We start from the raw sequence: 23,021 nt of genomic DNA, 5'->3' as shown, positions 1-23,021 counted from the left end.
TTCGATGCGACGTAGAAAGAGTGGCGGGCGAGTAGCTTGCCGTGTGATGTTAGAAACAGCGTGGCTTATCTGGCAAGAAAAACTGCCTATATAATGTACCATTGCAGCCGAACAGTGTGAAAACATCGGTGCTCAGCAGTGTTCAGACCGTTGATATTAAACCGTTTTCTGCGCTTAACTTGTCGCCATCCCCGAAGCACCTTCTGAAAAAGCCGAATAATCCGCGCTGATTTTTTAGGCATCCCAAAGCGTCGGTTCCCGCTTTTGTGCGACTGCTGGCTGCGATAGCGTAGTGGGTATGAGCAGTACCCCTCGATTCATTCATCTCCGCGTTCACACCGAATATTCTCTGCTGGAAGGGGCGGTGCGGCTGAAAAAGCTGCCCGCTTTGTGCGAGAAAATGGAGATGCCCGCGGTCGCCGTCACCGACACAAACAGCATGTTCTCGGCTTTGGAGTTCTCGGTCTCGGCCAGCGGGGCCGGGATACAGCCGATCATGGGCTGTCAGGTCGATCTGACCTATCTTCAGGCGCAGCCAGGCGAAAAGCCCAAGGCGCCTGCACCGCTGGTGCTGCTGGCGCAGTCCGAAGCGGGGTATGAGAACCTGATGAAGCTCAGTTCTTGTCTATACGTGGACAAGGGCGGGCAGTTGCCACAGGTGACGTTGGATGAGTTGGCAGAGCGGTCTGACGGCCTGATCTGCTTGACCGGTGGCCCTGAAGGGCCGGTGGGTATGCTGCTGCAACAGGGGCAGCGCCCTGCGGCCGAGGCGCTGGTGGACCGGTTGGCGGGGATGTTCCCGGACCGCTTGTATGTCGAATTGCAGCGCCATCCCGGCGAGGATGGCCAGCCCGAGGCCGAACGCCTGACCGAACGTGGCCATGTGGAAATGGCCTATGCCAACAACCTACCACTTGTTGCCACCAACGATGTCTACTTCCCGACCTCGGACATGTATGAGGCACATGACGCACTGATCTGTATCGCGGAAGGCGCCTATGTTGATCAGCAGGAAGGCCGCCGTCGCCTGACAGCGCAGCATTATTTCAAGTCGCAGCAAGAAATGACGACCCTGTTCGCCGATCTGCCTGAGGCCATCGAGAACACGGTCGAGATCGCAAAGCGCTGCGCCTTCATGGCCTATCGCCGCGATCCGATCCTGCCGAGATTTGCCGATGACGAGGTCGCCGAGCTGCGTCGTATCGCCAACGAAGGCTTGCAGAAACGTCTGGCTGTGATCCCCCATGCGGTGACGCCTGAGGAATATCAGAAACGGCTGGATTTCGAGCTGGACATCATCGAAGGCATGGGTTTTCCGGGCTACTTTTTGATCGTTGCTGATTTCATCCAGTGGGCGAAGGACCAGGACATTCCGGTGGGGCCGGGGCGGGGCTCGGGTGCGGGGTCGCTGGTGGCCTACGCGCTGACGATCACCGACCTTGACCCGCTGCGCTATTCACTGCTGTTCGAGCGGTTCTTGAACCCCGAGCGGGTCTCGATGCCGGACTTTGATATCGATTTCTGCATGGACCGGCGCGAAGAGGTGATCCGCTATGTGCAGCAGAAATACGGCCGCGACAAGGTGGGGCAGATCATCACTTTTGGTGCGCTGCTGTCCAAGGCCGCTGTGCGCGATATCGGGCGGGTGCTGCAGATGCCCTACGGGCAGGTGGACCGCCTGTCCAAGATGATCCCGGTTGAAGGGGTCAAACCCGTCTCGATCGAAAAGGCGCTGAAAGACGAACCCCGCCTGCGCGAAGAGGCGCGCAGCGAGGAGGTCGTGGACCGCCTGCTGAATTACGGCCAGCAGGTCGAAGGGCTTTTGCGCAACGCCTCGACCCACGCTGCGGGGGTCGTGATCGGAGATCGGTCTTTGGACGCGCTGGTGCCGCTTTATCAGGATCCGCGTTCGGATATGCCGGCCACCCAATTCAACATGAAATGGGTGGAACAGGCCGGGCTGGTGAAGTTTGACTTTCTGGGTTTGAAAACGCTGACCGTGATCCAGAACGCGATGGATTTGATCTTCAAATCCGGGCGGGATTTGCACATCGCGCCGGATGGCACGGAATTGTACGAGCCGGCGGAAGGAGCCGTGAATCAGATCAACGCGATCCCGCTGGATGATGAGGCGACGTACAAGCTCTACTCCGCAGCCAAGACGGTGGCGGTGTTCCAGGTGGAATCCTCGGGCATGATGGACGCGCTGAAGCGGATGAAACCGGACTGTATCGAGGACATCATCGCCCTTGTCGCGCTGTATCGCCCTGGCCCGATGGAGAACATCCCCAAGTTCTGTGAGGTCAAGAACAAACTCAGTGAACGGGACACGCTGCACCCGTCGATTGATCATATCCTGGACGAAACCCAAGGCATCATCGTCTACCAGGAACAGGTGATGCAGATCGCGCAGGAAATGGCGGGCTACAGCCTTGGCGGCGCGGACTTGTTGCGGCGCGCGATGGGTAAGAAAATCCAAGAAGCGATGGATGCCGAGCGGCCCAAATTCCTTAAAGGTGCAGCCGAGAATGACGTGGATGAGGCCAAGGCGACCGAGGTATGGAATCTGCTGGACAAGTTTGCCAACTATGGCTTCAACAAATCCCACGCCGCCGCCTATGCGGTGGTCAGCTATCAGACTGGCTGGCTGAAGGCGAACCATCCGGTTGAGTTCATGGCCGGTGTCATGAACTGCGATATCCATCTGACCGATAAACTGGCCGTCTATTTCGAAGAGGTCCGCAAGGGGTTGGAACTGCCTTATGTGCCGCCCTGCGTGAACCGGTCTCAGGCGACCTTCGATGTTGTGGATGGGCATCTGGTTTATGCGCTGGGCGCGCTAAAAAACGTGGGCGTGGAGGCGATGAACCTGGTGGTCGAAGGACGGGGCGAGAAACCGTTCGTGAACCTGTTTGATTTTGCCCGCCGGGTCGATTTGAAACGGGTTGGCAAACGCCCGCTTGAAATGCTGGCGCGCGCCGGGGCCTTCGATGAGCTTGATAAAAACCGCCGCCGCGTGTTCGAAAGCCTGGATCCGTTGGTGCAGTATTCTGCGGCGATCCACGAACAGAAGAACTCGAACCAGGTTTCGCTGTTTGGTGAGGCGGGAGATGATCTGCCCGAACCGCGCTTGTCACCCACGCCCGATTGGTTGCCTGCGGAACGCTTGAGTGAAGAATTCAAGGCGATTGGCTTCTACCTCTCGGGCCATCCGCTGGATGACTACATGCCAGCATTGAAACGCAAGCAGGTACTAACCTTGGATGAGGTGATGGAAAAAGCGCGCTCGGGGCCGTTGATCGCCAAAATGGCGGGTGTTGTTGCCGGGCGGCAGGAACGGAAATCTGCGCGCGGCAATCGCTTTGCTTTTGCTCAATTGTCTGACCCGACCGGGGCCTATGAGATCACGCTTTTCTCCGACACGCTGGAAAAATGCCGCGAGTTTCTGGAAACCGGGGCGCAAGTGGTGCTGACAGCCGAAGCGACAATGGAGGCCGATCAGTTGAAGCTGCTGGGCAGGTCTGTTGGGCCAGTCGACTCTGTCGTGGCCGATGCTGGTGCAACCGGGTTGCGTATCTTCGTGGATCAGCCTCAGGTGTTGCCCACTGTTGCCAAAGTGCTTGAGGATGCAGCAAGCGCAGCCAAAGGGGCCACGAAGGGGCCAATTCAACTGTGCCTTCTGGATCCCGGCCTGCCGGGCGAAGTTGAAATGGACCTGGGGCAGGTTTTCCCGATCAATCCACAGATCAAAGGCGCGATCAAATCCCTGGAAGGCGTGATGTCAGTCGAGGAATTCTGACCTCGGCTTTTGTTGCCAGAGAAGACCCGCCCCGCTAGGCTGAATTGCAGATTGATTTTGAAGTTATACAGGAGGGCATCCTCATGGCGGTTTCAGGCCTGATGATTCGATCACTTGCACTGGCAGTTGTGGCGTCGCTGGCGCTGGCTTCGACGGCAGTGGCGGATGATAAGAAGAAGAAAAAGAACACCATCGAAGGCGCCTTGATCGGCGCGGGCGTTGGCGCGTTGCTGGGTGATGGCAAGGGCGCGGCGATTGGTGGCGTGGCCGGGGCCTTCATCGGGCATAACTGGAAATGAGAGCTATGCGTTTGAACCTATCAAAGTACGTGTTGGCCAGCTTTTGCTTGTCTTTGCCGTCTATGACCCTTGCCGACGAAGCCGCGGAACAGATGGTGCAGGATGCGCTGCCTCTGATGTATCACACCTGCGCCACTGTGGTGGAAGAGGCGGATGGCGATGAGACGATTATCTATGGGATCGTCGAAAAGATGACAGCTCTGTCGATCTATAACCGTCAGATCGATATCAATGATCACGCCGGTTCGGATGAGGACAAAGCCCAGCTGCGAGAGACGTTCATTGCTGCTTTGAGAGAAGGATGTGCCGAGGATAAGGATGCTTTGCTCGGCGGTGTGGTCGACAATGCGGTAAAAACGACGTTGGGGTTGTAAACTTGGGGCCGGCCGTTCAGTCGGTCGCTCGTAAGGCAGGCAAGCCGACGCCTGTACTGTCGAAGCCACCATCTGATGCAATCACTTGACCTGTCACATAGCTGGCTCTGTCTGAGCATAGGAAAAAGATCACGTGCGCGATCTCGTCTTCCGAGCCGTAGCGGTTCAGTGGTATGGCGTCATGATAGGCAGCGATGATTTCGGGCGTGTGAACGGCCATGGCAAGCTTGGTGCGGACCGGACCGGGACAGACGCAGTTGGCGCGAATGCCATATTCGCCCAATTCAGCGGCTTGCTGTTTGGTCAGATGGATGACACCGGCCTTTGACGTTCCGTAAGCAACGCGCAGAGTGCTTGCGCGCAGGCCCGAGATTGACGCGATGTTGACAATTGCGCCGCGACTTTCTTTCAGTGCGGGTATCGCGGCCTGAGACACCAAAAAGACCCCGTCCAGATTTGTTTCCATAACCCGGCGCCACATCTCGAAGCCGTGTTGTTCGATCGATCCGAAATCCGCAACCCCGGCATTGTTCACCACGGCGTCTAATCGACCGAATTCTGCCATGACGGTTTGTATCATATCGTCGACCTGATCGGGGTCCGAGACATCGGCGACAATGGGCATTGCGCCCTCAAGATCGCTTGCTGCCAGAGCTAATGTTTCTGCGTCCCGATCAATCATCGCGACATACCAACCGTCCGCCAGAAACAGTTTGGTGGTTGCCAGACCGATGCCGCGCGCGGCACCCGTTACCAACGCGAGTTTCTGTGCCATGGGGTCTCTCCTGTCAGTGAAGCGCGGCGGGTTCATTGGGATGTGGGCAAGCGCACTGTTTGACGCTCAATCAAGCGTCAATAATGCGGGGGCCGCTCATCTCCGAACACGACCCCACCCGAGCCTTCCTGTGCTCGTTCCGCCTCGCGCTGTAACAGCATCTCAACCCGGCGGGTCAGGCGTTCGATCTCGCTTTGCTGCCGGGTGACAACCGTGTTCAACTCCTCAACCGTGCGCGACAGATGGGCGATCTGTTCTTCCAGATGCTGCATTGTGGTCTCCTTCTTGGTTGGTCATAGCCCTCCGCAAGACCCAATGCCAGCGAAACCCCGCCTTGCCCCGATGCGGGCCATGAGATAGACCGCGCGCGGAACACTATGCCCCAAGGACGCCCCAAATGGCCAAGCCCAAGAAACAGCCCCGCCCCAAGGCCGTAACGCCGAAAGGGTTCCGTGACTATTTCGGCGAGGAAGTCACGCAGCGCACCGAGATGCTGCGGACGATTGCGGGCGTGTACCATCGTTACGGGTTTGACGCGTTGGAGAGCAGCGCGGTTGAAACCGTTGAGGCGCTGGGCAAGTTCCTGCCCGACGTGGACCGTCCGAACGAAGGCGTCTTCGCGTGGCAGGAGTTTGACGAGGGCGGCAACGGAGATTGGATGGCGTTGCGCTACGACCTGACCGCGCCTTTGGCCCGCGTCTATGCGCAGCACCGTAACGACCTGCCGACGCCTTATCGCCGCTATGCGATGGGTCCAGTTTGGCGCAATGAAAAGCCGGGACCGGGGCGCTATCGTCAGTTTTATCAGTGCGACGCGGATACGGTTGGCACGGCCTCGATGGCGGCAGATGCCGAGATCTGTGCGATGCTGTCGGATACGTTAGAAGAGGTCGGCATCCCGCGCGGCGACTATCTGGTGCGCGTGAACAATCGCAAGGTTATGAACGGTGTGCTTGAGGCGATGGGTCTTGGCGAAGACGTGGCCGCCCGCGACAACGTGCTGCGCACCATCGACAAGTTCGACAAGGTGGGGGAGGCGGGCGTCCGCGAGCTGCTGACCAAAGGGCGACTGGATGCCTCTGGTGCGTTTATTGATGGTGTAGGTCTCAGCGAAGATCAGGCTGAGCCGGTCATTGCCTTCCTGACGTCCAAAGCTGAAGATACATCCGGTACGCTGGCCAACTTGCGCGCCGCTGTAGGCGACAGCAAGATCGGTGCAGACGGTATTGCCGAACTGGAACAGATTGGTGCGCTGCTGGATGCAGGTGGCTACGGACGTGATCGCATCGTGATCGATCCTTCGGTCGTACGCGGTCTCGGCTATTACACAGGTCCGGTCTACGAAGCTGAACTGACCTTCGAGATTTTCGACGAGAAAGGTCGAAAGCGCCAATTCGGGTCAGTTGCAGGCGGCGGGCGCTATGACGACCTGGTCAAGCGGTTCACCGGACAGGAAGTGCCTGCGACCGGTATCTCTATCGGCGTCGACCGTCTGCTGGCCGCTCTGCGTGAGAAGGGTCGGATAAGTGCGCAGGCCACCGGTCCCGTGGTCGTAACCGTCATGGATCGTGACCGCATGGCCGACTATCAGGCGATGGTTGCCGAGCTGCGCAACGCGGGTATCCGGGCCGAAGTCTACCTGGGCAACCCCAAGAACTTCGGCAATCAGCTAAAGTATGCGGACAAGCGGAACTCTCCGATTGCAGTGATCGAAGGTGGCGACGAAAAGGCCAATGGGATCGTCCAGATCAAGGACCTGATCCTCGGGGCCAAGATCGCCGAAAGCGCCACGCTTGAGGAATGGAAAGAAAGGCCCAGCCAGTTCGAAGTGCCGCGTACTGATCTGGTCGCCAAGGTGCGTGAAATTTTGGACAGTCAGGACTGACCCATGGCCAACCGTTCCCAGATACAGGCCCGCGCTGCGATGATGCGTGTCCGTTTTGAGGCTGCGGGCGCTCAGGTGGTGGATACGCCTCTGTTGCAACCGGCAGACACGCTGCTGGACCTTTACGGTGAGGATATTCGCGGACGCGCTTACATCACTTCGGATGCGCTGCGGGGCGAACAGATGTTGCGCCCGGACTTTACCTTGCCGGTGGTGCAAATGCACATGCGCGACGGCGCTGAACCTGCGCGGTATACCTATTCGGGTGAAGTGTTTCGCAGGCAGGAACACGATCCGGATCGATCCAATGAATATATTCAGGTCGGCTATGAGGTGTTTGACCGCAACGATCCGGCCGGGGCGGATGCCGAGGTGTTCTCGCTTATCGCTTTGCAATTGCGCGGGTTGCCTTTGCGGGCTGCCACCGGGGATATCGGGATACTGATTGCCGCTGTCGAAGGGCTGCGCACAACTGATCGGCGAAAGGCTGCGTTGATGCGCCATCTGTGGCGGCCGCGTCGGTTCCGCACTCTGCTGGATCGATACGCGCGTCGCAAGTCTGGGTCTGAGGGGCGCGATGCTCTGCTGGATTCGGCTGACCCGCTGTCGTTTGATTTTCCGATGATCGGAAAGCGCCAAGCGCCTGAGATTGCCGAACGGATCGAAGCGCTGCGCGAGGATCGCGATACCCCGCCCATTTCTGACAATGAGTTGGTCGGGCTGGAGACCTTGTTGAATGTACGCGAGACGATGCCCTTCGCGCTGGAACAGCTGCGGGATGTGGCGGTCGATCTGCCGCAGATCACCCCGGCGCTGGACCGACTTGAGGTGCGGATTGCAGCCCTGCAGGCGCGCGGCGTGGATGTCGAACGGCTGGATTTCGAGGCGTCCTATGGCCGGACTTCGATGGAGTACTACGATGGGTTTGTCTTTGGTTTCTACGCCGAAGGCCGCCCTGATTTGCCACCGATTGCCACGGGCGGGCGCTATGATGCGCTGACACGGCAATTGGGTGGCGGGTCTGAAATCCCCGCAATTGGTGGCGTGATCCGACCCGACCTGATGCTGGACATCGAGGAGGCCGCGCAATGAGTGTGAAGCTGGGCGTGCCCTCGAAGGGCCGGTTGATGGACAAGACATTCTCGTGGTTCGAAAAGCGCGGCATTACCCTGTCGCGCAGTGGATCGGATCGGGAATATGCCGGTACGGTAAGCGGCATCGAAGGGGTTTCGCTGATCCTGCTCTCTGCCGGTGAAATCCCGCGCGAACTGGCTTCGGGCCGTATTCATCTGGGCGTGACCGGCAACGATCTGGTGCAAGAAAAGCTGCCGCGTTGGGAACAGCAGGTTGTCGAGGTTTCAGCGCTGGGCTTTGGTCGGGCCGACCTGATCATTGCGACGCCTGCCTGCTGGGTCGATGTGGATACGCTAGACGATCTGGACGCGGCAGCCGCCGCATTCCGCAAGGTGCATGGCCACCGGCTGCGGATTGCCACCAAGTTCCACCGGTTGGTGCGCGAGTTTCTGACCGATGCGGGCGTCGCGGATTACACTCTGGTCGATAGTCAGGGCGCGACCGAAGGCACGGTAATGAACGAAACCGCTGAAGCAATCGCCGATATAACCTCCACCGGAGAAACACTGCGGGCCAACCACCTCAAAGTTCTGTCGGATGGTCTGATCTTGCAATCGCAGGCGACGTTGTGGCGCAGCCGGGTGGCCAAGCTTGATGCGGCCGACAAAGCGGTTCTGAGCGAATTGCTGGAGCGGCTGCAGTAACTACAGAACGCCGATTTCAGCCAGCGCGCGGTTCAGATCGTCGGGCAGGGCGTCCTCCTGCGCGCGGTTTTTGGGTAGGTCGGCGGGTGTGTCTTCCGGTTTGAGATAACGCCACCCCTGAAACGGACGTTTCAGGGCGTTTTGGGTGCGATGTAGCTCGGGGTCCAGCACAATGGCGCAGCGCCGGATACCATCCTCGCCGCGCACTTCATCCAGCCGAAGGATACGTTGGCGGCACTGAACGACACCCTTGATGACCCAGTAGATTGATCCGCCATTCAAAATCTCGGCTTCGCGCTTGGGCCACATTCGGGTGACATGGCGCGGGCAGCCATCCTCGTACAGCGGTTTTCGGCTGTCCTGCCACGCGATCAACGTGTCGACACTCTCCGACCCGACCGAAAGTTTGATGAGGTTAACGTATTTATCCACAGCTTGCCCACAGAGTCGTCCATCGACTATCAAGCCATTGTAGCTCATGTACGATTGTCATCAAGGTGTTGTGGATGGTACTCTGAATACCTCTTTCAGATAGGGAATCACCAATGAGCCGCTTTGCCGCCCCCATCGCCGAGCAAATCTGGGATATGAAATACCGCTTTAAACAAGCGGATGGCACGCCCATCGATCAGACGGTCGAAGACAGCTGGCGGCGCATCGCCCGCGATTTGGCCTGGGTGGAAAAAAACCCGGCGCAGTGGGAAGGCAAGTTCTATGAAGCACTGGAGGATTTCAAATATCTGCCCGCCGGTCGCATCACCGCAGGCGCAGGCACTGCACGTCAGGTAACCCTGTTCAACTGCTTCGTCATGGGCACGATCCCGGACAGCATGGGCGGTATCTTCGACATGCTTCGGGAGGCGGCCTTGACCATGCAGCAGGGTGGCGGGATCGGCTATGATTTCTCGACCATTCGTCCGCGCGGTGCGGATGTGCATGGGGTGGCTGCGGATGCCTCTGGCCCGCTGTCATTCATGGATGTCTGGGATGCTATGTGCCGGACCATCATGTCTGCAGGCTCGCGCCGTGGGGCGATGATGGCCACCATGCGGTGCGATCATCCGGATATTGAGCAGTTCATCACCGCCAAATCTGACCCCGCGCGCTTGCGCATGTTCAACATGTCCGTGCTGGTGACTGATCCCTTCATGGAAGCCGTCAAGACCGATGGCCCGTGGGAGCTGGTATTCGATGGCAAGGTCTATCATACCGTGCAGGCGCGTGATCTGTGGAACAAGATCATGCAAGCCACATACGACTATGCCGAGCCCGGTGTGATCTTCATCGACCGGATCAATCAGGCCAATAACCTCAGCTATGTCGAAACCATAGCGGCAACCAACCCCTGTGGTGAACAGCCACTGCCACCCTATGGTGCGTGCCTGTTGGGTTCGATCAATTTGGCCCGATTGGTGGCGGAGCCGTTTGAGGGGGCGGCGCATCTGGATGAAGCGGCCCTGCAAGAGTTGGTCGCCACCGCTGTCCGCATGATGGACAACGTGGTGGACGCATCGAAGTTTCCATTGGTCGAGCAAGAGGCTGAAGCGCAGGATAAACGCCGCATCGGATTGGGCGTCACCGGGCTGGCCGATGCACTGTTGATGCTGGGCCTGCGCTATGGCTCGGACGAGGCGGCGCGTCAGACCGAACGCTGGTTGCACGCGATCGCCCGCGCCGCGTATCTGGCGTCAGTGGATTTGGCAAAGGAAAAAGGGGCCTTCCCCCTGTTCGATGCCGAGAAGTATCTGTCCAGTGGCACGATGCTGCAGATGGACGCAGATGTGCGGGATGCGATCCGCGAACACGGTATCCGAAACGCGCTGCTGACCTCGATCGCGCCGACGGGGACGATTTCTCTTTACGCTGGCAACGTGTCGTCAGGGATCGAACCAGTCTTTGCCTATGCCTACACCCGCAAGGTGCTGCAGAAAGATGGCTCGCGTACCGAGGAAGAAGTGGTGGACTATGCCGTCCAGATGTGGCGCGACAAGTTTGGTGATACCGAACTGCCGGATTACTTCGTCAACGCGCAGACTCTGTCGCCGTCTGATCATGTGAAAATGCAGGCGGCGGCGCAGAAATGGATCGACAGTTCAATTTCCAAGACGATCAACTGCCCGGAAGATATCAGCTTTGACGCGTTCAAGGACGTGTACATGCAGGCCTGGGATCAGGGTTGCAAAGGCTGCACCACCTATCGGCCCAACGACGTGACTGGCTCGGTCCTGACCGTGTCAGAGAGTGACGATAAGGCACCAGGCGAGAGCGCCAGCGCACCGCATGAGGTGGATGGCGGCGATGTGATTTACATGTCCGAGCCACTGGACCGCCCGCAATCTCTGGAAGGGTCGACCTACAAGCTGAAATGGCCGGACAGCGAACACGCGATCTATCTGACGATCAACGACATCGTAATCGCAGGCCGCCGCCGGCCGTTTGAGGTGTTCATCAACTCGAAGAATATGGAGCACTACGCCTGGACCCTTGCCCTGACTCGAATGATCTCGGCTGTGTTCCGCCGAGGCGGGGATGTGTCATTCGTTGTGGAGGAGCTAAAGGCCGTCTTCGATCCGCGTGGCGGGGCCTGGGTGAAAGGCAAGTATATCCCTTCGATTTTGGCCGCTATTGGCGGTGTCATCGAACAGCATATGGTCAATATCGGCTTTCTGGAAGGCGAGGGGATGGGGCTGAAATCCGACCCTCAGGCGCAGGTTGTCAACATGGATGCCCCACGCGGCAAGGCCTGCCCTTCTTGCGGGCAGTTTGACATGGTGATGATTGAGGGGTGCATGACCTGCAGAAGTTGCGGGCACTCCAAATGCGGATAGGCTGTGCAGAAGCCAACCATCGAGCGACCTGTCACGCGACATGAGCTAAGCGGCCCAATAAGACTGTCTTAGCGGGTGGTTATCAGAAACGGCGGCAGCGTTCTTCAAAAGCTGTTTGAATTTCTCGCAGGGACTAGTTCTTCTCAGGCAGGCAGCGAGATATCTTGCGATTCAGTTGTCCTCAATCCGCCGATCTTGACCAAATGATCGACTATTGCGTCCACTCCTTGCCTGTGACGAAGTGATGAGAATAAAAATGGCCGCCCGTTGCGCATTCTGTTGGCATCCCGCTCCATTACGTCCAGCGACGCGCCAACATGAGGGGCAAGGTCGGTTTTATTGATTACCAAGATGTCTGACTTTGTAATCGCGGGGCCACCTTTGCGGGGGATCTCTTCGCCAGCGGCAACGTCGATGACATAAATGGTCAGATCTGCAAGCTCCGGGCTGAACGTGGCTGAAAGATTGTCTCCTCCACTTTCGATCAAGACCACGTCGAGATCAGGATGACGTGTTCGCATTTCGGCAACGGCCGCCAGATTGATCGAGGCATCCTCGCGGATCGCCGTATGCGGACAACCGCCTGTTTCAACACCGATGATCCGATCCCGTGGCAAGACCTGCATGCGCATCAGCGCTTCGGCATCTTCCTGAGTGTAGATGTCATTGGTGATGACGCCGATTGAACAAACATCACGCAGTGCTTCGGATAGGGCGGCGGTCAAAGTGGTCTTGCCAGCGCCAACAGGGCCGCCAATCCCAACCCGCAAAGGGCCATTCATCTGAGTCATGTGCGAAACATCCTTGAATATTGGGTTTCATGTGTCATCGACGCGATGTCCGACAGAAACGCGGTTGAGGTCAGCTGGTCCAAGCCAGCCAAGTATGCATTCTGGGCGATCTGTTCACAAAGTGGTGTCAGGTCGCGGATCAGCCTTTGTGCATCCGTCTGACCCAGAGGCACCAGCCGCGTCGCGCAAGCGACCAGATTGCTGGCGAAAGCCTGCAGAAACATTTTGGCTGTTAGCAGGACCGGCAGGGCCTGCAAATGTGCGGCGCGTCCAACCGCAACAGGGTAGGAGAGTTGGGTAAGCTCTACAGCCCACACGTCGCCTGTTACTTGCCCGAATGCCTGACCCAGCAGATCGGTTTCCATGACCCGTTCGGACGATGCGCAAAAGGCCCGGGCCATCGAATCGATATCATCCAACGCGTCGACGTCTTGCGCGTTGTAGGCCGCAAAAAGGAACAAGGCATCGTTCCAACCAGACCCATGTTCCAGCACATCCCAAATCCAGGCCTTGGCATCCTGCGCAGATGCAACGGTGCCAGCGTCGATGGCAGCCTCCAATCCATGCGAATAGGCAAAGCCGCCTACTGGATAGGCAGGGGATAGCCATTGGGTCAGCGTCAGGATATCGGCGTCAGTGGGCGTGGCCATGTGTCCTGCCATGACCATAGGCCCCACCTTCGGGGGTAAAGGGTTCTCGCACTTCTCGCACCGTTGCGCCGATTTTTAGCAACATGTCGCGGATAACGTGATCGATCTGGATCAGCAGACGTTCGGCTTCGATCTGACAGGGTGTATGGCGATTGCCAATATGCCATGCAATGCGCGCCAGGTCCGGGGCTGTAACCTCCAGCAGGGCTTCGGGTGCCGCCTGTATTTTCACTTGGCGACCATCGTCCAGAACCAGCGCGCCGCCATGGTTCAGAGAGGTGGTCTGTGCCAGATCCACCAGAACTTGCATACCGCTTTCGCAGGTCAGCATTTTACGGCGCAAGAACCTGTCGTCATATGTCAGCGACAGTTCATCATTGGGATCACCGTGAAGATGATCCGAATATCGGTGGGCAGTGCAGAACAGGGAGGTCATAGAAACGCCCCATCTGCAGTTGCGGTGTTCAGCGCCAGACGGAGTCCGAAAAGACGTGATACACGATCTGGTCGCGAGAGATGCCGCGCTTTTTCAAAGCTTCGTCGCTGAGCGATTGTAGAAACTCGATTTGCTTCGAGCGTGATCGCGCTTCGGCCAAGGCTATCATCCCGTTGTAAAATGCCTCGCCGACAGAGCGGAAGAAGCCAGCAATCGAAAAGCCAGTGCGTGGGTTGGTTGTTGAATGTGCCATCAGGACCTCCAGTAAACTGGTCTAAGTTGGTCCTCCCTTGGTTTTCATACTTGGTCATTTCGTCCTCGGTGAGTAGAGGGCCTTTTGTCATGGCCGCGTTGCACATGCTGCATTGCAGCGCAAATATTGATCAGAATAGAAAGTATCGCTGTGCCATAGGTAGAACTTCGGCTGGCTGGCAGATCAGCAACTCGCCATCTGCGCGGACCTCGTAGGTTTCCGGATCGACTTCGACATGCGGGGTCGCGTTGTTTAGTAGAAGATCCTGTTTGCTGATCTCCCGCGTGTTTTGAACGCCGACGGTTTGCTTTGCCAATCCCAGCGTATCGCCAATCCCGTCGGCCTGAGCCGCTTGAGAGACGAAGGTGATAGCAGAGTTTTCAACCGAGCGGCCATAGGCCCCGAACATAGGGCGGCTGTAAACCGGCTGCGGTGTCGGGATCGAAGCATTGGGATCGCCCATCTGCGCACACGCAATTGTGCCGCCCAGCAATACCATCTCGGGCTTCACGCCAAAGAAGGCCGGGTTCCACAGCACCAGATCGGCGCGTTTGCCTTCTTCGATGCTGCCGATCTCGTGGCTTAACCCATGCGCAATGGCGGGGTTGATGGTGTATTTGGCGATGTAGCGCCGGACCCGCAAATTGTCGTTCTCGCCGGTTTCTTCTGGCAGACGACCGCGTTGCTTTTTCATTTTGTCGGCTGTTTGCCAGGTGCGGATCAGAACTTCTCCGACCCGACCCATAGCCTGACTGTCAGAAGCGATGATGCTGAAGGCGCCCATGTCATGCAGAATATCCTCGGCAGCGATGGTCTCGCGCCGGATGCGGCTTTCGGCAAAAGCCACGTCCTCGGGGATGGATTTGTCGAGGTGATGGCAGACCATCAGCATGTCCAGATGCTCCTCAACCGTGTTCACGGTGAAGGGGCGCGTGGGGTTGGTGGATGAGGGCAGCACGTGGTTCTCGCCGCAGATCTTGATAATATCTGGTGCGTGGCCCCCACCTGCGCCTTCGGTGTGAAACGCGTGGATCGTGCGACCTTTCATGGCGGCCACTGTGTTTTCGACAAAACCCGATTCATTGAGCGTATCGGTGTGGATCATCACCTGCACGTCCATCGCATCCGCGACCGAGAGGCAGCAGTCGATGGCGGCAGGGGTTGTGCCCCAATCCTCGTGCAGTTTCAGCGCACAAGCCCCGGCTTTGACCTGTTCTTCAAGAGCGGCGGGTAGAGAGGCGTTGCCTTTACCCGCAAATGCCAGGTTCATGGGAAACGCATCTGCTGCTTGCAGCATCCGTCCGATGTGCCAGGGGCCGGGTGTGCAGGTGGTGGCCAAGGTGCCATGCGCCGGACCGGTGCCGCCGCCCAGCATCGTGGTCAGGCCGGAATGCAGCGCGTCCTCAATCTGTTGCGGGCAGATGAAATGGATGTGGCTGTCGAACCCGCCTGCTGTTAGGATGCGCCCCTCGCCAGCAATGGCTTCGGTTCCCGGGCCGATGATGATATCGACGCCCGGCTGCGTATCCGGGTTTCCTGCCTTTCCGATCTTTTCGATGCGCCCGTCTTTGAGGCCCACATCAGCCTTGTAGATGCCCGAGTGGTCGACGATCAAAGCATTGGTGATGACTGTATCCACGGCCCCTGCGGCGCGCGTAACCTGAGATTGCCCCATCCCGTCGCGGATCACCTTGCCACCACCGAACTTAACCTGTTCTCCGTAGAGCAGCGCGTTGTCACCGGTCCCGCCGGTCGCGGCGGCCCCTGCACGTTCGGCGGTCAGGTCGCGTTCGACCTCAATCACCAGATCGGTATCAGCCAGCCGCAGCCTGTCGCCTGTGGTGGGGCCGAACATCGCGGCATAGTCAGAGCGTTGGATTGTTGCGGGCATTAAAGCGACCCCATGACTTTTTGGTTGAACCCATAGATCTTCCGCGCACCACCTATCGGGATCAGCGAAACCTCGCGCGATTGGCCCGGTTCGAACCGCACGGCGGTGCCTGGGGCGATGTCCAGGCGCGTCCCGTGCGCGGCGGCGCGGTCGAAGTCGAGCGCTGGGTTGGTCTCGGCGAAATGATAGTGCGAGCCGACCTGAACCGGTCGGTCACCGGTATTGGCCACCATCAGCGTCAGCGCCGTTGTGCTTGCGTTCAGAGTAATCTGGCCTTCGGCCGGGAACAGCTCGCCGGGGATCATTTGTTCAGCTTTGCAATCACCGCGATGGCGGCCAGCGCGATGAGAGCCAGGCCAACGCCCAGAGCGATATAGTCCGTGCCATGGGCGTGAATATGCGTGTCGGTATGTGCCGCGGCAGGGCCAGCGAGTATGAAGGCGGGAAAGAGCATACGGGTCATATCAGGGTTCCTTTGTCAGCGAATAGGGTTGTGGACAGTCACCAGCTTGGTGCCGTCGGGAAAGGTGGCCTCGACCTGAACCTCGTGGATCATCTCGGGCACGCCCTCCATGCATTGCGCGCGGGTGATCACCTCGGCCCCGGCCTGCATCATATCGGCGACGGACCGACCGTCGCGCGCGCCTTCGACCACCGCGTCGGTGATTAGGGCAATCGCCTCGGGGTGGTTCAGCTTGACGCCGCGCGCCAGCCGTTTGCGGGCAATTTCGGCAGCCATGGCAACCAGCAGCTTGTCTTTTTCACGAGGGGTCAGGTTCATCTCAGATCATCCAGCATCGGGGGAGAGTATCGTTGTTCAATTGCCGCAGGATCGGGATCAGCACGTGGCGTAACTCAAAACTGTTTGGCGCCAGCATCCTGACGACCAACAGGTCATCTTGTAGCAGCGTGGCCCCCGCAGCCGTTTCCGGCAGCATCTTTCGGATCGCATCCAGCTGACCTTCGGCAGCTGGTGAAACAAAGACGATCAGAGCCATTGCTCCGGCACCATTTGCGATGTTGGGTCTTGCCAAATGGGCATTCAGATCGCCGTTGAACTGCATCGCATCCAGAAAGATGGGTTTGCTATCCTTGCGAATTTCTATCCTGTCGCGCAGGCGAATGTCGGTTAGTACTTCGCCCATCGCGGCGCGCCCAAAGACCCAGGATTCCGCCATCAAAACCGAGGCTCCCGAGGTCAGGTCGATAGTCAGATGACGATCGAGCGCGCTGCCTTGGAACAAAATTGTCTCTTGCGGCAACCAACTGATCCGGGCGCCTGCATCGACCTTCAATAGGTTTGATAGCTGGCCCGGCGGTCCCGGTTTAGCCTGATAGGCACGTTCGCAGGCTTGTGTCGTAAGCGTCAGCGCTGTGCCCTCGATTGCGTGACCCTGGAATTTGAATACATCCCCGCCTGTAATCCCTCCGGCGGTGTTCAAAAGGACTGCATCCAGCGCATCCCCATCTGTCCGAGGGAACAGGCATTTGAACGAACCTGATTGGCGAAACGCATTCAGAACCGAGGTTTTGCCCAAACGTTTTGTGCTGAGACGAACCGATCCTTGCGCGCGCGGCGGCGCGGCGGTCAAAGGGGGCGGTATCGAAGCGTGATGTGTGATGGTGGACCTGCAACGCAAAGAGCTGTGCCGTCTGTTTTCCCTGTTGAGCGCCGGGACTCTATTCCAAGGGTCAGAATTCGAAGCGTTTCCTGAAGGGGTGTCTAAATTTTGGGCTTCACGCCGCCTAACTGATTAAAAAATAGCCAGATAGGACTGATCTACGGAAATGATCAATCCACGAATTGATAATGATGCTGCAATGCAGAAACCGTAAGCGTGCCCACTTGGGAAAAACCAAGGGTGTGTGACGGCTGCGCGAATTGGACCTCGAACACAACCGCCACACGTAACGCAACAACAGTTGCGGGGATCAGGTAGAAGAGAAACGCGCCTTTGTGCAAGCCCTCTCTCCCGGCCCCGCCAGGAGGATTACATGAAATCGCTCAAATCCACGCTTGCCGGATCACTTGTTTTTGCAACTATAGCGACCGCTGCGTTGGCGGATGAAGATACGATCAAAGTTGGTGTTTTGCATTCGCTGTCTGGCACGATGGCAATCTCGGAAACTACGCTAAAAGACACGATGCTGATGCTGATCGACCAGCAAAACGCCAAGGGCGGCCTGCTAGGCAAACAGCTTGAGGCAGTTGTTGTCGACCCGGCCTCCGACTGGCCGCTATTTGCCGAAAAAGCGCGCGAGCTGCTGACTGTGCATGAGGTGGACGTGATCTTCGGCAACTGGACCTCGGTCAGCCGTAAATCGGTTCTGCCTGTGATCGAAGAACTGAACGGTCTTCTGTTCTACCCGGTTCAGTATGAGGGCGAAGAGTCTTCGAAAAACGTATTCTACACAGGTGCCGCCCCGAACCAGCAGGCGATCCCTGCGACTGACTACTTCCTGGATGAGCTGGGTGTTGAGAAATTCGCGCTGCTGGGCACTGACTATGTGTACCCGCGTACCACCAACAACATCCTGGAAAGCTACCTGAAGGGTAAAGGCATCGCGGACGAGGATATCTTCGTCAACTACACCCCCTTCGGCCATTCCGATTGGTCCAAGATCGTCGCAGACGTTGTTGCGCTGGGTGCCGACGGTAAGAAAGTCGGCGTGATCTCGACCATCAATGGCGACGCGAATATCGGCTTCTATAAGGAGCTGGCGGCTGCGGGCGTTTCGGCGGATGACATCCCGGTCGTGGCCTTCTCGGTCGGTGAGGAAGAACTCTCGGGTCTGGATACCACCAACCTGGTCGGTCACCTGGCCGCGTGGAACTACTTCCAGTCGGCAGATACCGACGTGAACGCCGGTTTCGTTGAGACGTGGAAAGCCACCATGGGTGAAGACCGCGTGACCAATGACCCAATGGAAGCGCATTACATCGGCTTCAACATGTGGGTAAACGCCGCGACAGAGGCGGGCTCGACCGAGGTCGACGCTGTACGCTCAGCTATGTACGGGCAGGAATTCCCGAACCTGACCGGTGGCACGGCCGTGATGCTGCCGAACCACCACTTGGCCAAACCGGTTCTGATCGGTGAGATTCAGGAAGATGGACAGTTCGATATCATCAGCGAAACCGACGTCGTTCCGGGTGATGCATGGACAGATTTCCTGCCGGAATCGGCGGTTCTGATCTCGGATTGGAAAGAGCTGGGTTGCGGTATGTACAACACCGAGACCAAGACCTGCGTTCAGACCTTGTCGAACTACTAACCTTCTCGCAAGGCGGGTGACATCGCCCGCCTTGCCCTAAAGACACCTCGGGTTTCACCACATGTTACGACTATTCCTTGCGGGCCTCGCAATCCTATGCGCCTGCCTAACGGCCAATGCGCAAGAGAGCGGTTTGCAACCGATCCTGCAAGAGCATCAGGAGATCATCGCCAAAAGCTCGCGCAAGACGATCAAACCGGCGATTGATGCGATTGCCAGCAGCGGGTTGCCGCAAGCGCAGGTGATGCTTGAGACGTGGGCCGCCAAAGACGTGTGGATGCGCAAGTCGGATGGCCTGTTCTTTTCAGGCAAAAAGGCCGAGGGGCGGTCGTATGAACTGACTGATTTCGACACCGGAGACGTCGTTGGCACGTATCAAAAATCCGACCTGAAGCAGTTGAAACCCAATAGCGGCATCCGCGCGATGATCGGGACCGCTTTGGTGCAGTTCCAACTGACCGACCCGGACCGGGCAAAACGTCTGGCCGCTTTGACATCTATCCAACGCGATCCCGAAGGCGCTCTGCTGGAGCCGCTGCGCGCCTCGATTGACGACGAGCCCGATGCCGATCTGAAAGCGCAGAAGCAACGCCTCGAGCGGTTGCTGACCATCGGCTACGACCAAGATACCGCAACGCGTGTTGCTGCGATTGAAGACATGTCCGACGATCTGGGTGTGGATGTCCGTGCGGCGCTGAATCCTTTGGTCGTGACGAAGCGACAGGCGGGCACTGATCTGCCTTCTGATGCGAATATCGCCACTATTTTAGATCCCGGATCAGAAGCCCTGTTGCGGGACGAGGCATATGATCTGTTGGTCGCCAATGACCTCGCCGCACCGCGCACATCGCCCGATGACATACGCGCCGCACTGGCCGCCAATATCGACGGCGGCCGCGTGGGAAACATTCCTGTCGCGCAGCTGAACTCTGACGCCGCGCGTGCTCAGGCTTACGCTGCTCTGGCCGAAGCCGGCCTCGTTCCTGCTTTGATAACCGAGGCCGACATCGATTCTGCGTTGGAAACGCATGTCTTCTTTGAGACCTATGCCGAACCTTCACCCGAAGTCACAGCCGCCGCCGAAAAAGCGCTGGAGCAGATCGAGCTGAAAGTCGGCTTGAACCAGACCCTTGACCTGACGCTGGACGCGATCTCGTTGGCGTCGATCTATTTCCTGGCTGCCATCGGTCTGGCCATCACGTTCGGCGTGATGGGCGTGATCAACATGGCCCATGGCGAGTTCATCATGATGGGCGCCTACACCGGCTATGTGGTGCAGCAGTTCATCCCTGACCATACGCTCTCGATCATCGTGGCGATCCCGATGGCCTTTGCCGTCACCTTCGCCATGGGCGTCGCGATGGAGCGGCTGGTGATCCGTTGGCTCTACGCCCGCCCGCTTGAGACCCTGCTGGCGACGTTCGGCATCTCGATCGCCCTTCAGCAATTGGCCAAGAACATCTTCGGCACACAAGCGCGACCGCTAACCGCGCCCGGCTGGCTGGACGGGGCATGGGTGCTGAACGATGTTGTCTCGATCAGCTATATCCGCATCGCGATCTTCGTTCTGGCGATGATCTTTCTTGGGCTGTTCCTTTACATCATGAAACGTACCCGGTTGGGGCTTGAGATGCGCGCAGTGACGCAGAACCCACGCATGGCGGGATCGATGGGCATCAATCCGGGGCGCGTGAATATGCTGACCTTCGGCTTGGGCTCGGGCATTGCCGGGATCGCCGGGGTTGCGATTGGTCTATTCGCCAAGGTCACATCCGATCTGGGCAGCGACTATATCGTTCAAAGCTTCATGACCGTAGTCGTCGGCGGTGTCGGCAACATCTGGGGCGCGTTGGCGGGGGCCGGCATGATCGGCTTCTTGCAGAAGGGGATCGAGTGGATGAACCCGTCGAACACCCTCGCGGCCCAAACCTACATGATCATCTTCATCATCATTTTCATCCAGTTCCGGCCCAGGGGCATCATCGCACTCAAGGGCCGCGCGGCGGGGGATTGAGCCATGGAACGTAGCTTTGTCGCCAAGAACCCCTCGGTACTGGTCTTTCTGACCATCCTGTCCCTATTCACCTTGGGCGTGACCATCCTGTCCGAAGGGTTCGGAATCGGCGTGATCTCAACCAGTTTCGTCAAGACACTGGGCAAGACCCTGTGTCTGTGCCTGATTGCCGTAGCGATGGATCTGGTCTGGGGATTTACCGGCATCCTATCTCTGGGGCATTTCGCCTTCTTCGGGCTAGGAGGCTACATGATCGGCATGTGGCTGATGTACGAACGCACGCGTCTGATCGTGGTCGAGTCGCTATCGCAAGCCGAAATCCCGCCCACCCCGGCTGAGGTTGTGGACGCTATCGGAACGCAGATTTTTGGCGTGGTCGGATCGTCGGACTTCCCGTTGATCTGGGCCTTTTCCCATAGCCTGACCCTGCAATTGATGCTGGTCGTGTTGGTGCCCGGACTTCTGGCGCTGATCTTCGGCTGGCTGGCCTTCCGCAGCCGGGTTACGGGCGTTTATCTCTCGATTCTGACTCAAGCCATGACGCTGGCGCTGGCCCTCTATCTGTTTCAGAACGACAGTGGATTGCGCGGGAACAACGGCTTGTCGGGCCTTCAGAACCTACCCGGAATTAGCGCCTCTCAGGATGTGGTATCGATCTGGTTTCTTTGGGCATCCGCACTGGCGCTGGGGCTGGGCTATATCACGGCTGCGTGGATCGTATCGGGCAAGTTCGGATCGGTACTCAGGGGCATTCGCGACAATGAGGCGCGGGTTCGGTTCCTAGGGTATTCTGTCGAGGTTTATAAACTTACTGTCTTCACGCTGACCGCCTGTTTCGCCGGGATCGCAGGCGCGCTCTACTACCCACAAGCAGGCATTATCAACCCCGAGGAGATGGCCCCGATCGCCTCGATCTATCTGGCCGTGTGGGTCGCTATCGGCGGGCGCGGACGTTTGTACGGCGCAATTATTGGCGCCGCCTTCGTCAGCCTGCTGAGCACGTGGTTCACCGGTGGACAGGCCCCGGACATCTCGCTGGGCTTTTACACGATCAAATGGGTCGACTGGTGGCAGGTCCTGCTGGGCGTTTCCTTTGTGCTGGTCACGCTGTTCGCCCCACAAGGGATCGGAGGCTTGTTTGACCTTTGGGCTAAGCGAAACCACCCAGACCGGCACGGCGCGGCCCTTGGCCCCGATGACGGGGCATTGCGTGAAAAGGAGGCCACGGAATGAGCACTCTGCTTGAGGTGAGCGGCGTTTCTGTCACCTTCGACGGGTTTCGCGCCATCAACAACCTTTCCTTCCGGATCGGTGAGGCGGAGTTGCGTGCTGTCATTGGCCCAAACGGCGCCGGGAAAACGACGTTCATGGATATTGTGACTGGCAAAACCCGGCCCGACGAAGGTCGTGTGATCTGGGGCGAGAAATCCGTCTCGCTTTTGCGGATGAGCGAGGCCAAGATTGCCCAGGTGGGAGTTGGCAGAAAATTCCAGAAACCGACTGTATTCGAGGATCAGACGGTGCAGGAGAACCTGCTTATGGCATTAAAGAACAAACGCGGATGGTTGGGTGTTCTGCTGTATCGTCCCGTTGCAAACGACTTGCACAAGGTCGAAGAATTGGCGGCTGAAATTGGCCTGGGCCATGACCTCGACCGCAAGTCAGGTGAGCTGAGCCATGGCCAAAAGCAATGGTTGGAAATTGGCATGTTGCTGGCGCAGGACCCGCGTCTGCTTTTGGTCGATGAACCCGCCGCTGGTATGACGCCGCAAGAACGCGAACACACAACCGATATTCTGGTCAATGCGGCCAAAACCCGTGCCGTCGTGGTCGTTGAACATGACATGGAATTTGTCCGGCGGCTGAACTGCAAAGTCACTGTCTTGCACGAGGGCTCGGTTCTGGCTGAAGGCAGTCTTGATCATGTGACATCCAACCAGGACGTGATCGATGTCTATCTGGGGCGCTAATT

23 protein-coding genes are annotated in these 23,021 nt (G+C 58.2%); 11 read left to right on the top strand and 12 right to left on the bottom strand.

Translation table 11 applies throughout. The features are described from left to right. The first annotated feature begins 298 nt into the window (after window positions 1–298). From dnaE to ACR0DH_RS09215, 3 genes are all read left to right on the top strand, one after another. Complete coding sequence (gene dnaE, locus ACR0DH_RS09225; RefSeq protein ID WP_480548736.1) at window positions 299–3,799, top strand: DNA polymerase III subunit alpha; 3,501 nt, start codon at window positions 299–301, stop codon at window positions 3,797–3,799. Between the two features lie 83 nt (window positions 3,800–3,882). Beyond that, complete coding sequence (locus ACR0DH_RS09220; RefSeq protein ID WP_480548738.1) at window positions 3,883–4,098, top strand: YMGG-like glycine zipper-containing protein; 216 nt, start codon at window positions 3,883–3,885, stop codon at window positions 4,096–4,098. Window positions 4,099–4,103: 5 nt separating this feature from the next. After that, window positions 4,104–4,472 (top strand): hypothetical protein, encoded by a 369-nt coding sequence (locus tag ACR0DH_RS09215; protein ID WP_480544250.1) that lies wholly within the window; start codon window positions 4,104–4,106, stop codon window positions 4,470–4,472. Between the two features lie 16 nt (window positions 4,473–4,488). On the opposite strand, the gene ACR0DH_RS09210 is transcribed toward ACR0DH_RS09215, so the two are convergent. Both ACR0DH_RS09210 and ACR0DH_RS09205 read right to left on the bottom strand, forming a co-directional pair. Then, on the bottom strand, window positions 4,489–5,247 hold the full coding sequence (locus tag ACR0DH_RS09210) for an SDR family NAD(P)-dependent oxidoreductase (protein WP_480548740.1): 759 nt from the start codon (window positions 5,245–5,247) through the stop codon (window positions 4,489–4,491). A gap of 77 nt (window positions 5,248–5,324) precedes the next feature. Then, window positions 5,325–5,519 (bottom strand): SlyX family protein, encoded by a 195-nt coding sequence (locus ACR0DH_RS09205; protein WP_480548742.1) that lies wholly within the window; start codon window positions 5,517–5,519, stop codon window positions 5,325–5,327. Window positions 5,520–5,644: 125 nt separating this feature from the next. On the opposite strand from ACR0DH_RS09205, the gene hisS reads away from it, so the two are divergent. Genes hisS through hisG form a run of 3 tightly spaced genes read left to right on the top strand, consistent with a single transcriptional unit; the run spans window position 5,645 to window position 8,910 of the window. Continuing rightward, a complete protein-coding gene (hisS, locus tag ACR0DH_RS09200; protein ID WP_480548744.1) occupies window positions 5,645–7,132 on the top strand; it encodes a histidine--tRNA ligase in 1,488 nt (495 codons plus the stop codon). Window positions 7,133–7,135: 3 nt separating this feature from the next. Then, the gene (locus tag ACR0DH_RS09195; RefSeq protein ID WP_480548746.1) at window positions 7,136–8,224 is read left to right on the top strand and encodes an ATP phosphoribosyltransferase regulatory subunit; all 1,089 of its coding nucleotides are present in this window, start codon (window positions 7,136–7,138) and stop codon (window positions 8,222–8,224) included. Further along, window positions 8,221–8,910 carry an ATP phosphoribosyltransferase gene (gene hisG / locus ACR0DH_RS09190; RefSeq protein WP_480548748.1) on the top strand — a complete coding sequence of 230 codons (690 nt, stop codon included), beginning with the start codon at window positions 8,221–8,223 and terminating at the stop codon, window positions 8,908–8,910. The genes ACR0DH_RS09195 and hisG overlap by 4 nt, the downstream gene beginning before the upstream one ends. Here hisG and ACR0DH_RS09185 read toward each other — a convergent pair whose 3' ends face one another. Then, window positions 8,911–9,342: a DUF1489 family protein gene (locus tag ACR0DH_RS09185; protein WP_480544245.1), complete on the bottom strand. Its 432-nt coding sequence runs from the start codon at window positions 9,340–9,342 to the stop codon at window positions 8,911–8,913. It lies immediately after the preceding gene. Window positions 9,343–9,455: 113 nt separating this feature from the next. Between ACR0DH_RS09185 and ACR0DH_RS09180 the strand changes: the two genes are divergently transcribed. Then, complete coding sequence (locus tag ACR0DH_RS09180) at window positions 9,456–11,738, top strand: adenosylcobalamin-dependent ribonucleoside-diphosphate reductase (RefSeq protein ID WP_480548750.1); 2,283 nt, start codon at window positions 9,456–9,458, stop codon at window positions 11,736–11,738. Between the two features lie 143 nt (window positions 11,739–11,881). Here the strand turns inward: ACR0DH_RS09180 and ureG are convergent, their stop codons facing one another. The 9 genes from ureG to ACR0DH_RS09135 form a co-directional block, all read right to left on the bottom strand. After that, window positions 11,882–12,529, bottom strand: coding sequence for an urease accessory protein UreG (ureG, locus tag ACR0DH_RS09175; RefSeq protein ID WP_480548752.1), 648 nt, complete (start codon window positions 12,527–12,529; stop codon window positions 11,882–11,884). Beyond that, window positions 12,526–13,179 (bottom strand): urease accessory protein UreF, encoded by a 654-nt coding sequence (locus ACR0DH_RS09170; RefSeq protein ID WP_480548754.1) that lies wholly within the window; start codon window positions 13,177–13,179, stop codon window positions 12,526–12,528. The genes ureG and ACR0DH_RS09170 overlap by 4 nt, the downstream gene beginning before the upstream one ends. Continuing rightward, a complete protein-coding gene (locus ACR0DH_RS09165) occupies window positions 13,163–13,615 on the bottom strand; it encodes an urease accessory protein UreE (protein ID WP_480548756.1) in 453 nt (150 codons plus the stop codon). The genes ACR0DH_RS09170 and ACR0DH_RS09165 overlap by 17 nt, the downstream gene beginning before the upstream one ends. 28 nt (window positions 13,616–13,643) lie before the next feature. After that, window positions 13,644–13,868: a DUF1127 domain-containing protein gene (locus tag ACR0DH_RS09160; protein WP_480544241.1), complete on the bottom strand. Its 225-nt coding sequence runs from the start codon at window positions 13,866–13,868 to the stop codon at window positions 13,644–13,646. A gap of 130 nt (window positions 13,869–13,998) precedes the next feature. After that, window positions 13,999–15,759: an urease subunit alpha gene (gene ureC / locus ACR0DH_RS09155; protein WP_480548758.1), complete on the bottom strand. Its 1,761-nt coding sequence runs from the start codon at window positions 15,757–15,759 to the stop codon at window positions 13,999–14,001. Next, on the bottom strand, window positions 15,759–16,064 hold the full coding sequence (locus ACR0DH_RS09150; RefSeq protein WP_480544239.1) for an urease subunit beta: 306 nt from the start codon (window positions 16,062–16,064) through the stop codon (window positions 15,759–15,761). Before ACR0DH_RS09150 ends, ureC begins: the two co-directional genes overlap by 1 nt. Further along, a complete protein-coding gene (locus ACR0DH_RS09145) occupies window positions 16,061–16,222 on the bottom strand; it encodes a hypothetical protein (RefSeq protein ID WP_480544238.1) in 162 nt (53 codons plus the stop codon). The genes ACR0DH_RS09150 and ACR0DH_RS09145 overlap by 4 nt, the downstream gene beginning before the upstream one ends. A 15-nt stretch (window positions 16,223–16,237) precedes the next feature. Beyond that, window positions 16,238–16,540 carry an urease subunit gamma gene (locus ACR0DH_RS09140; RefSeq protein ID WP_170536152.1) on the bottom strand — a complete coding sequence of 101 codons (303 nt, stop codon included), beginning with the start codon at window positions 16,538–16,540 and terminating at the stop codon, window positions 16,238–16,240. 1 nt (window position 16,541) lies between these two features. Then, window positions 16,542–17,297: an urease accessory protein UreD gene (locus tag ACR0DH_RS09135; RefSeq protein WP_480827987.1), complete on the bottom strand. Its 756-nt coding sequence runs from the start codon at window positions 17,295–17,297 to the stop codon at window positions 16,542–16,544. A gap of 457 nt (window positions 17,298–17,754) precedes the next feature. Between ACR0DH_RS09135 and urtA the strand changes: the two genes are divergently transcribed. From urtA to urtD, 4 genes are all read left to right on the top strand, one after another. Then, entirely contained in the window at window positions 17,755–19,035 is a 1,281-nt protein-coding gene (gene urtA, locus ACR0DH_RS09130; protein WP_480548762.1) for an urea ABC transporter substrate-binding protein, read from the top strand. A 61-nt stretch (window positions 19,036–19,096) separates the two neighbouring features. Beyond that, window positions 19,097–21,049 carry an urea ABC transporter permease subunit UrtB gene (urtB, locus tag ACR0DH_RS09125; protein WP_480548764.1) on the top strand — a complete coding sequence of 651 codons (1,953 nt, stop codon included), beginning with the start codon at window positions 19,097–19,099 and terminating at the stop codon, window positions 21,047–21,049. A gap of 3 nt (window positions 21,050–21,052) precedes the next feature. Beyond that, on the top strand, window positions 21,053–22,282 hold the full coding sequence (urtC, locus tag ACR0DH_RS09120) for an urea ABC transporter permease subunit UrtC (RefSeq protein WP_480548766.1): 1,230 nt from the start codon (window positions 21,053–21,055) through the stop codon (window positions 22,280–22,282). Then, the gene (urtD, locus tag ACR0DH_RS09115) at window positions 22,279–23,019 is read left to right on the top strand and encodes an urea ABC transporter ATP-binding protein UrtD (protein WP_480548768.1); all 741 of its coding nucleotides are present in this window, start codon (window positions 22,279–22,281) and stop codon (window positions 23,017–23,019) included. Before urtC ends, urtD begins: the two co-directional genes overlap by 4 nt. The last annotated feature ends 2 nt before the right edge of the window (window positions 23,020–23,021 follow it).

Source organism: Ruegeria sp. I1, assembly GCF_056532675.1.
The sequence above is the reverse complement of the archived record's forward strand: the minus strand, read 5'-3'. Positions and strand labels throughout refer to the sequence as shown.

Coding starts and splice junctions, on each gene's coding strand:
- dnaE (WP_480548736.1), top strand. CDS start 299: ATGAGCAGTACCCCTCGATTCATTCATCTCCGCGTTCACACCGAATAT.
- ACR0DH_RS09220 (WP_480548738.1), top strand. CDS start 3,883: ATGGCGGTTTCAGGCCTGATGATTCGATCACTTGCACTGGCAGTTGTG.
- ACR0DH_RS09215 (WP_480544250.1), top strand. CDS start 4,104: ATGCGTTTGAACCTATCAAAGTACGTGTTGGCCAGCTTTTGCTTGTCT.
- ACR0DH_RS09210 (WP_480548740.1), bottom strand. CDS start 5,247: ATGGCACAGAAACTCGCGTTGGTAACGGGTGCCGCGCGCGGCATCGGT.
- ACR0DH_RS09205 (WP_480548742.1), bottom strand. CDS start 5,519: ATGCAGCATCTGGAAGAACAGATCGCCCATCTGTCGCGCACGGTTGAG.
- hisS (WP_480548744.1), top strand. CDS start 5,645: ATGGCCAAGCCCAAGAAACAGCCCCGCCCCAAGGCCGTAACGCCGAAA.
- ACR0DH_RS09195 (WP_480548746.1), top strand. CDS start 7,136: ATGGCCAACCGTTCCCAGATACAGGCCCGCGCTGCGATGATGCGTGTC.
- hisG (WP_480548748.1), top strand. CDS start 8,221: ATGAGTGTGAAGCTGGGCGTGCCCTCGAAGGGCCGGTTGATGGACAAG.
- ACR0DH_RS09180 (WP_480548750.1), top strand. CDS start 9,456: ATGAGCCGCTTTGCCGCCCCCATCGCCGAGCAAATCTGGGATATGAAA.
- ureG (WP_480548752.1), bottom strand. CDS start 12,529: ATGACTCAGATGAATGGCCCTTTGCGGGTTGGGATTGGCGGCCCTGTT.
- ACR0DH_RS09170 (WP_480548754.1), bottom strand. CDS start 13,179: ATGGCCACGCCCACTGACGCCGATATCCTGACGCTGACCCAATGGCTA.
- ACR0DH_RS09165 (WP_480548756.1), bottom strand. CDS start 13,615: ATGACCTCCCTGTTCTGCACTGCCCACCGATATTCGGATCATCTTCAC.
- ACR0DH_RS09160 (WP_480544241.1), bottom strand. CDS start 13,868: ATGGCACATTCAACAACCAACCCACGCACTGGCTTTTCGATTGCTGGC.
- ureC (WP_480548758.1), bottom strand. CDS start 15,759: ATGCCCGCAACAATCCAACGCTCTGACTATGCCGCGATGTTCGGCCCC.
- ACR0DH_RS09150 (WP_480544239.1), bottom strand. CDS start 16,064: ATGATCCCCGGCGAGCTGTTCCCGGCCGAAGGCCAGATTACTCTGAAC.
- ACR0DH_RS09145 (WP_480544238.1), bottom strand. CDS start 16,222: ATGACCCGTATGCTCTTTCCCGCCTTCATACTCGCTGGCCCTGCCGCG.
- ACR0DH_RS09140 (WP_170536152.1), bottom strand. CDS start 16,540: ATGAACCTGACCCCTCGTGAAAAAGACAAGCTGCTGGTTGCCATGGCT.
- urtA (WP_480548762.1), top strand. CDS start 17,755: ATGAAATCGCTCAAATCCACGCTTGCCGGATCACTTGTTTTTGCAACT.
- urtB (WP_480548764.1), top strand. CDS start 19,097: ATGTTACGACTATTCCTTGCGGGCCTCGCAATCCTATGCGCCTGCCTA.
- urtC (WP_480548766.1), top strand. CDS start 21,053: ATGGAACGTAGCTTTGTCGCCAAGAACCCCTCGGTACTGGTCTTTCTG.
- urtD (WP_480548768.1), top strand. CDS start 22,279: ATGAGCACTCTGCTTGAGGTGAGCGGCGTTTCTGTCACCTTCGACGGG.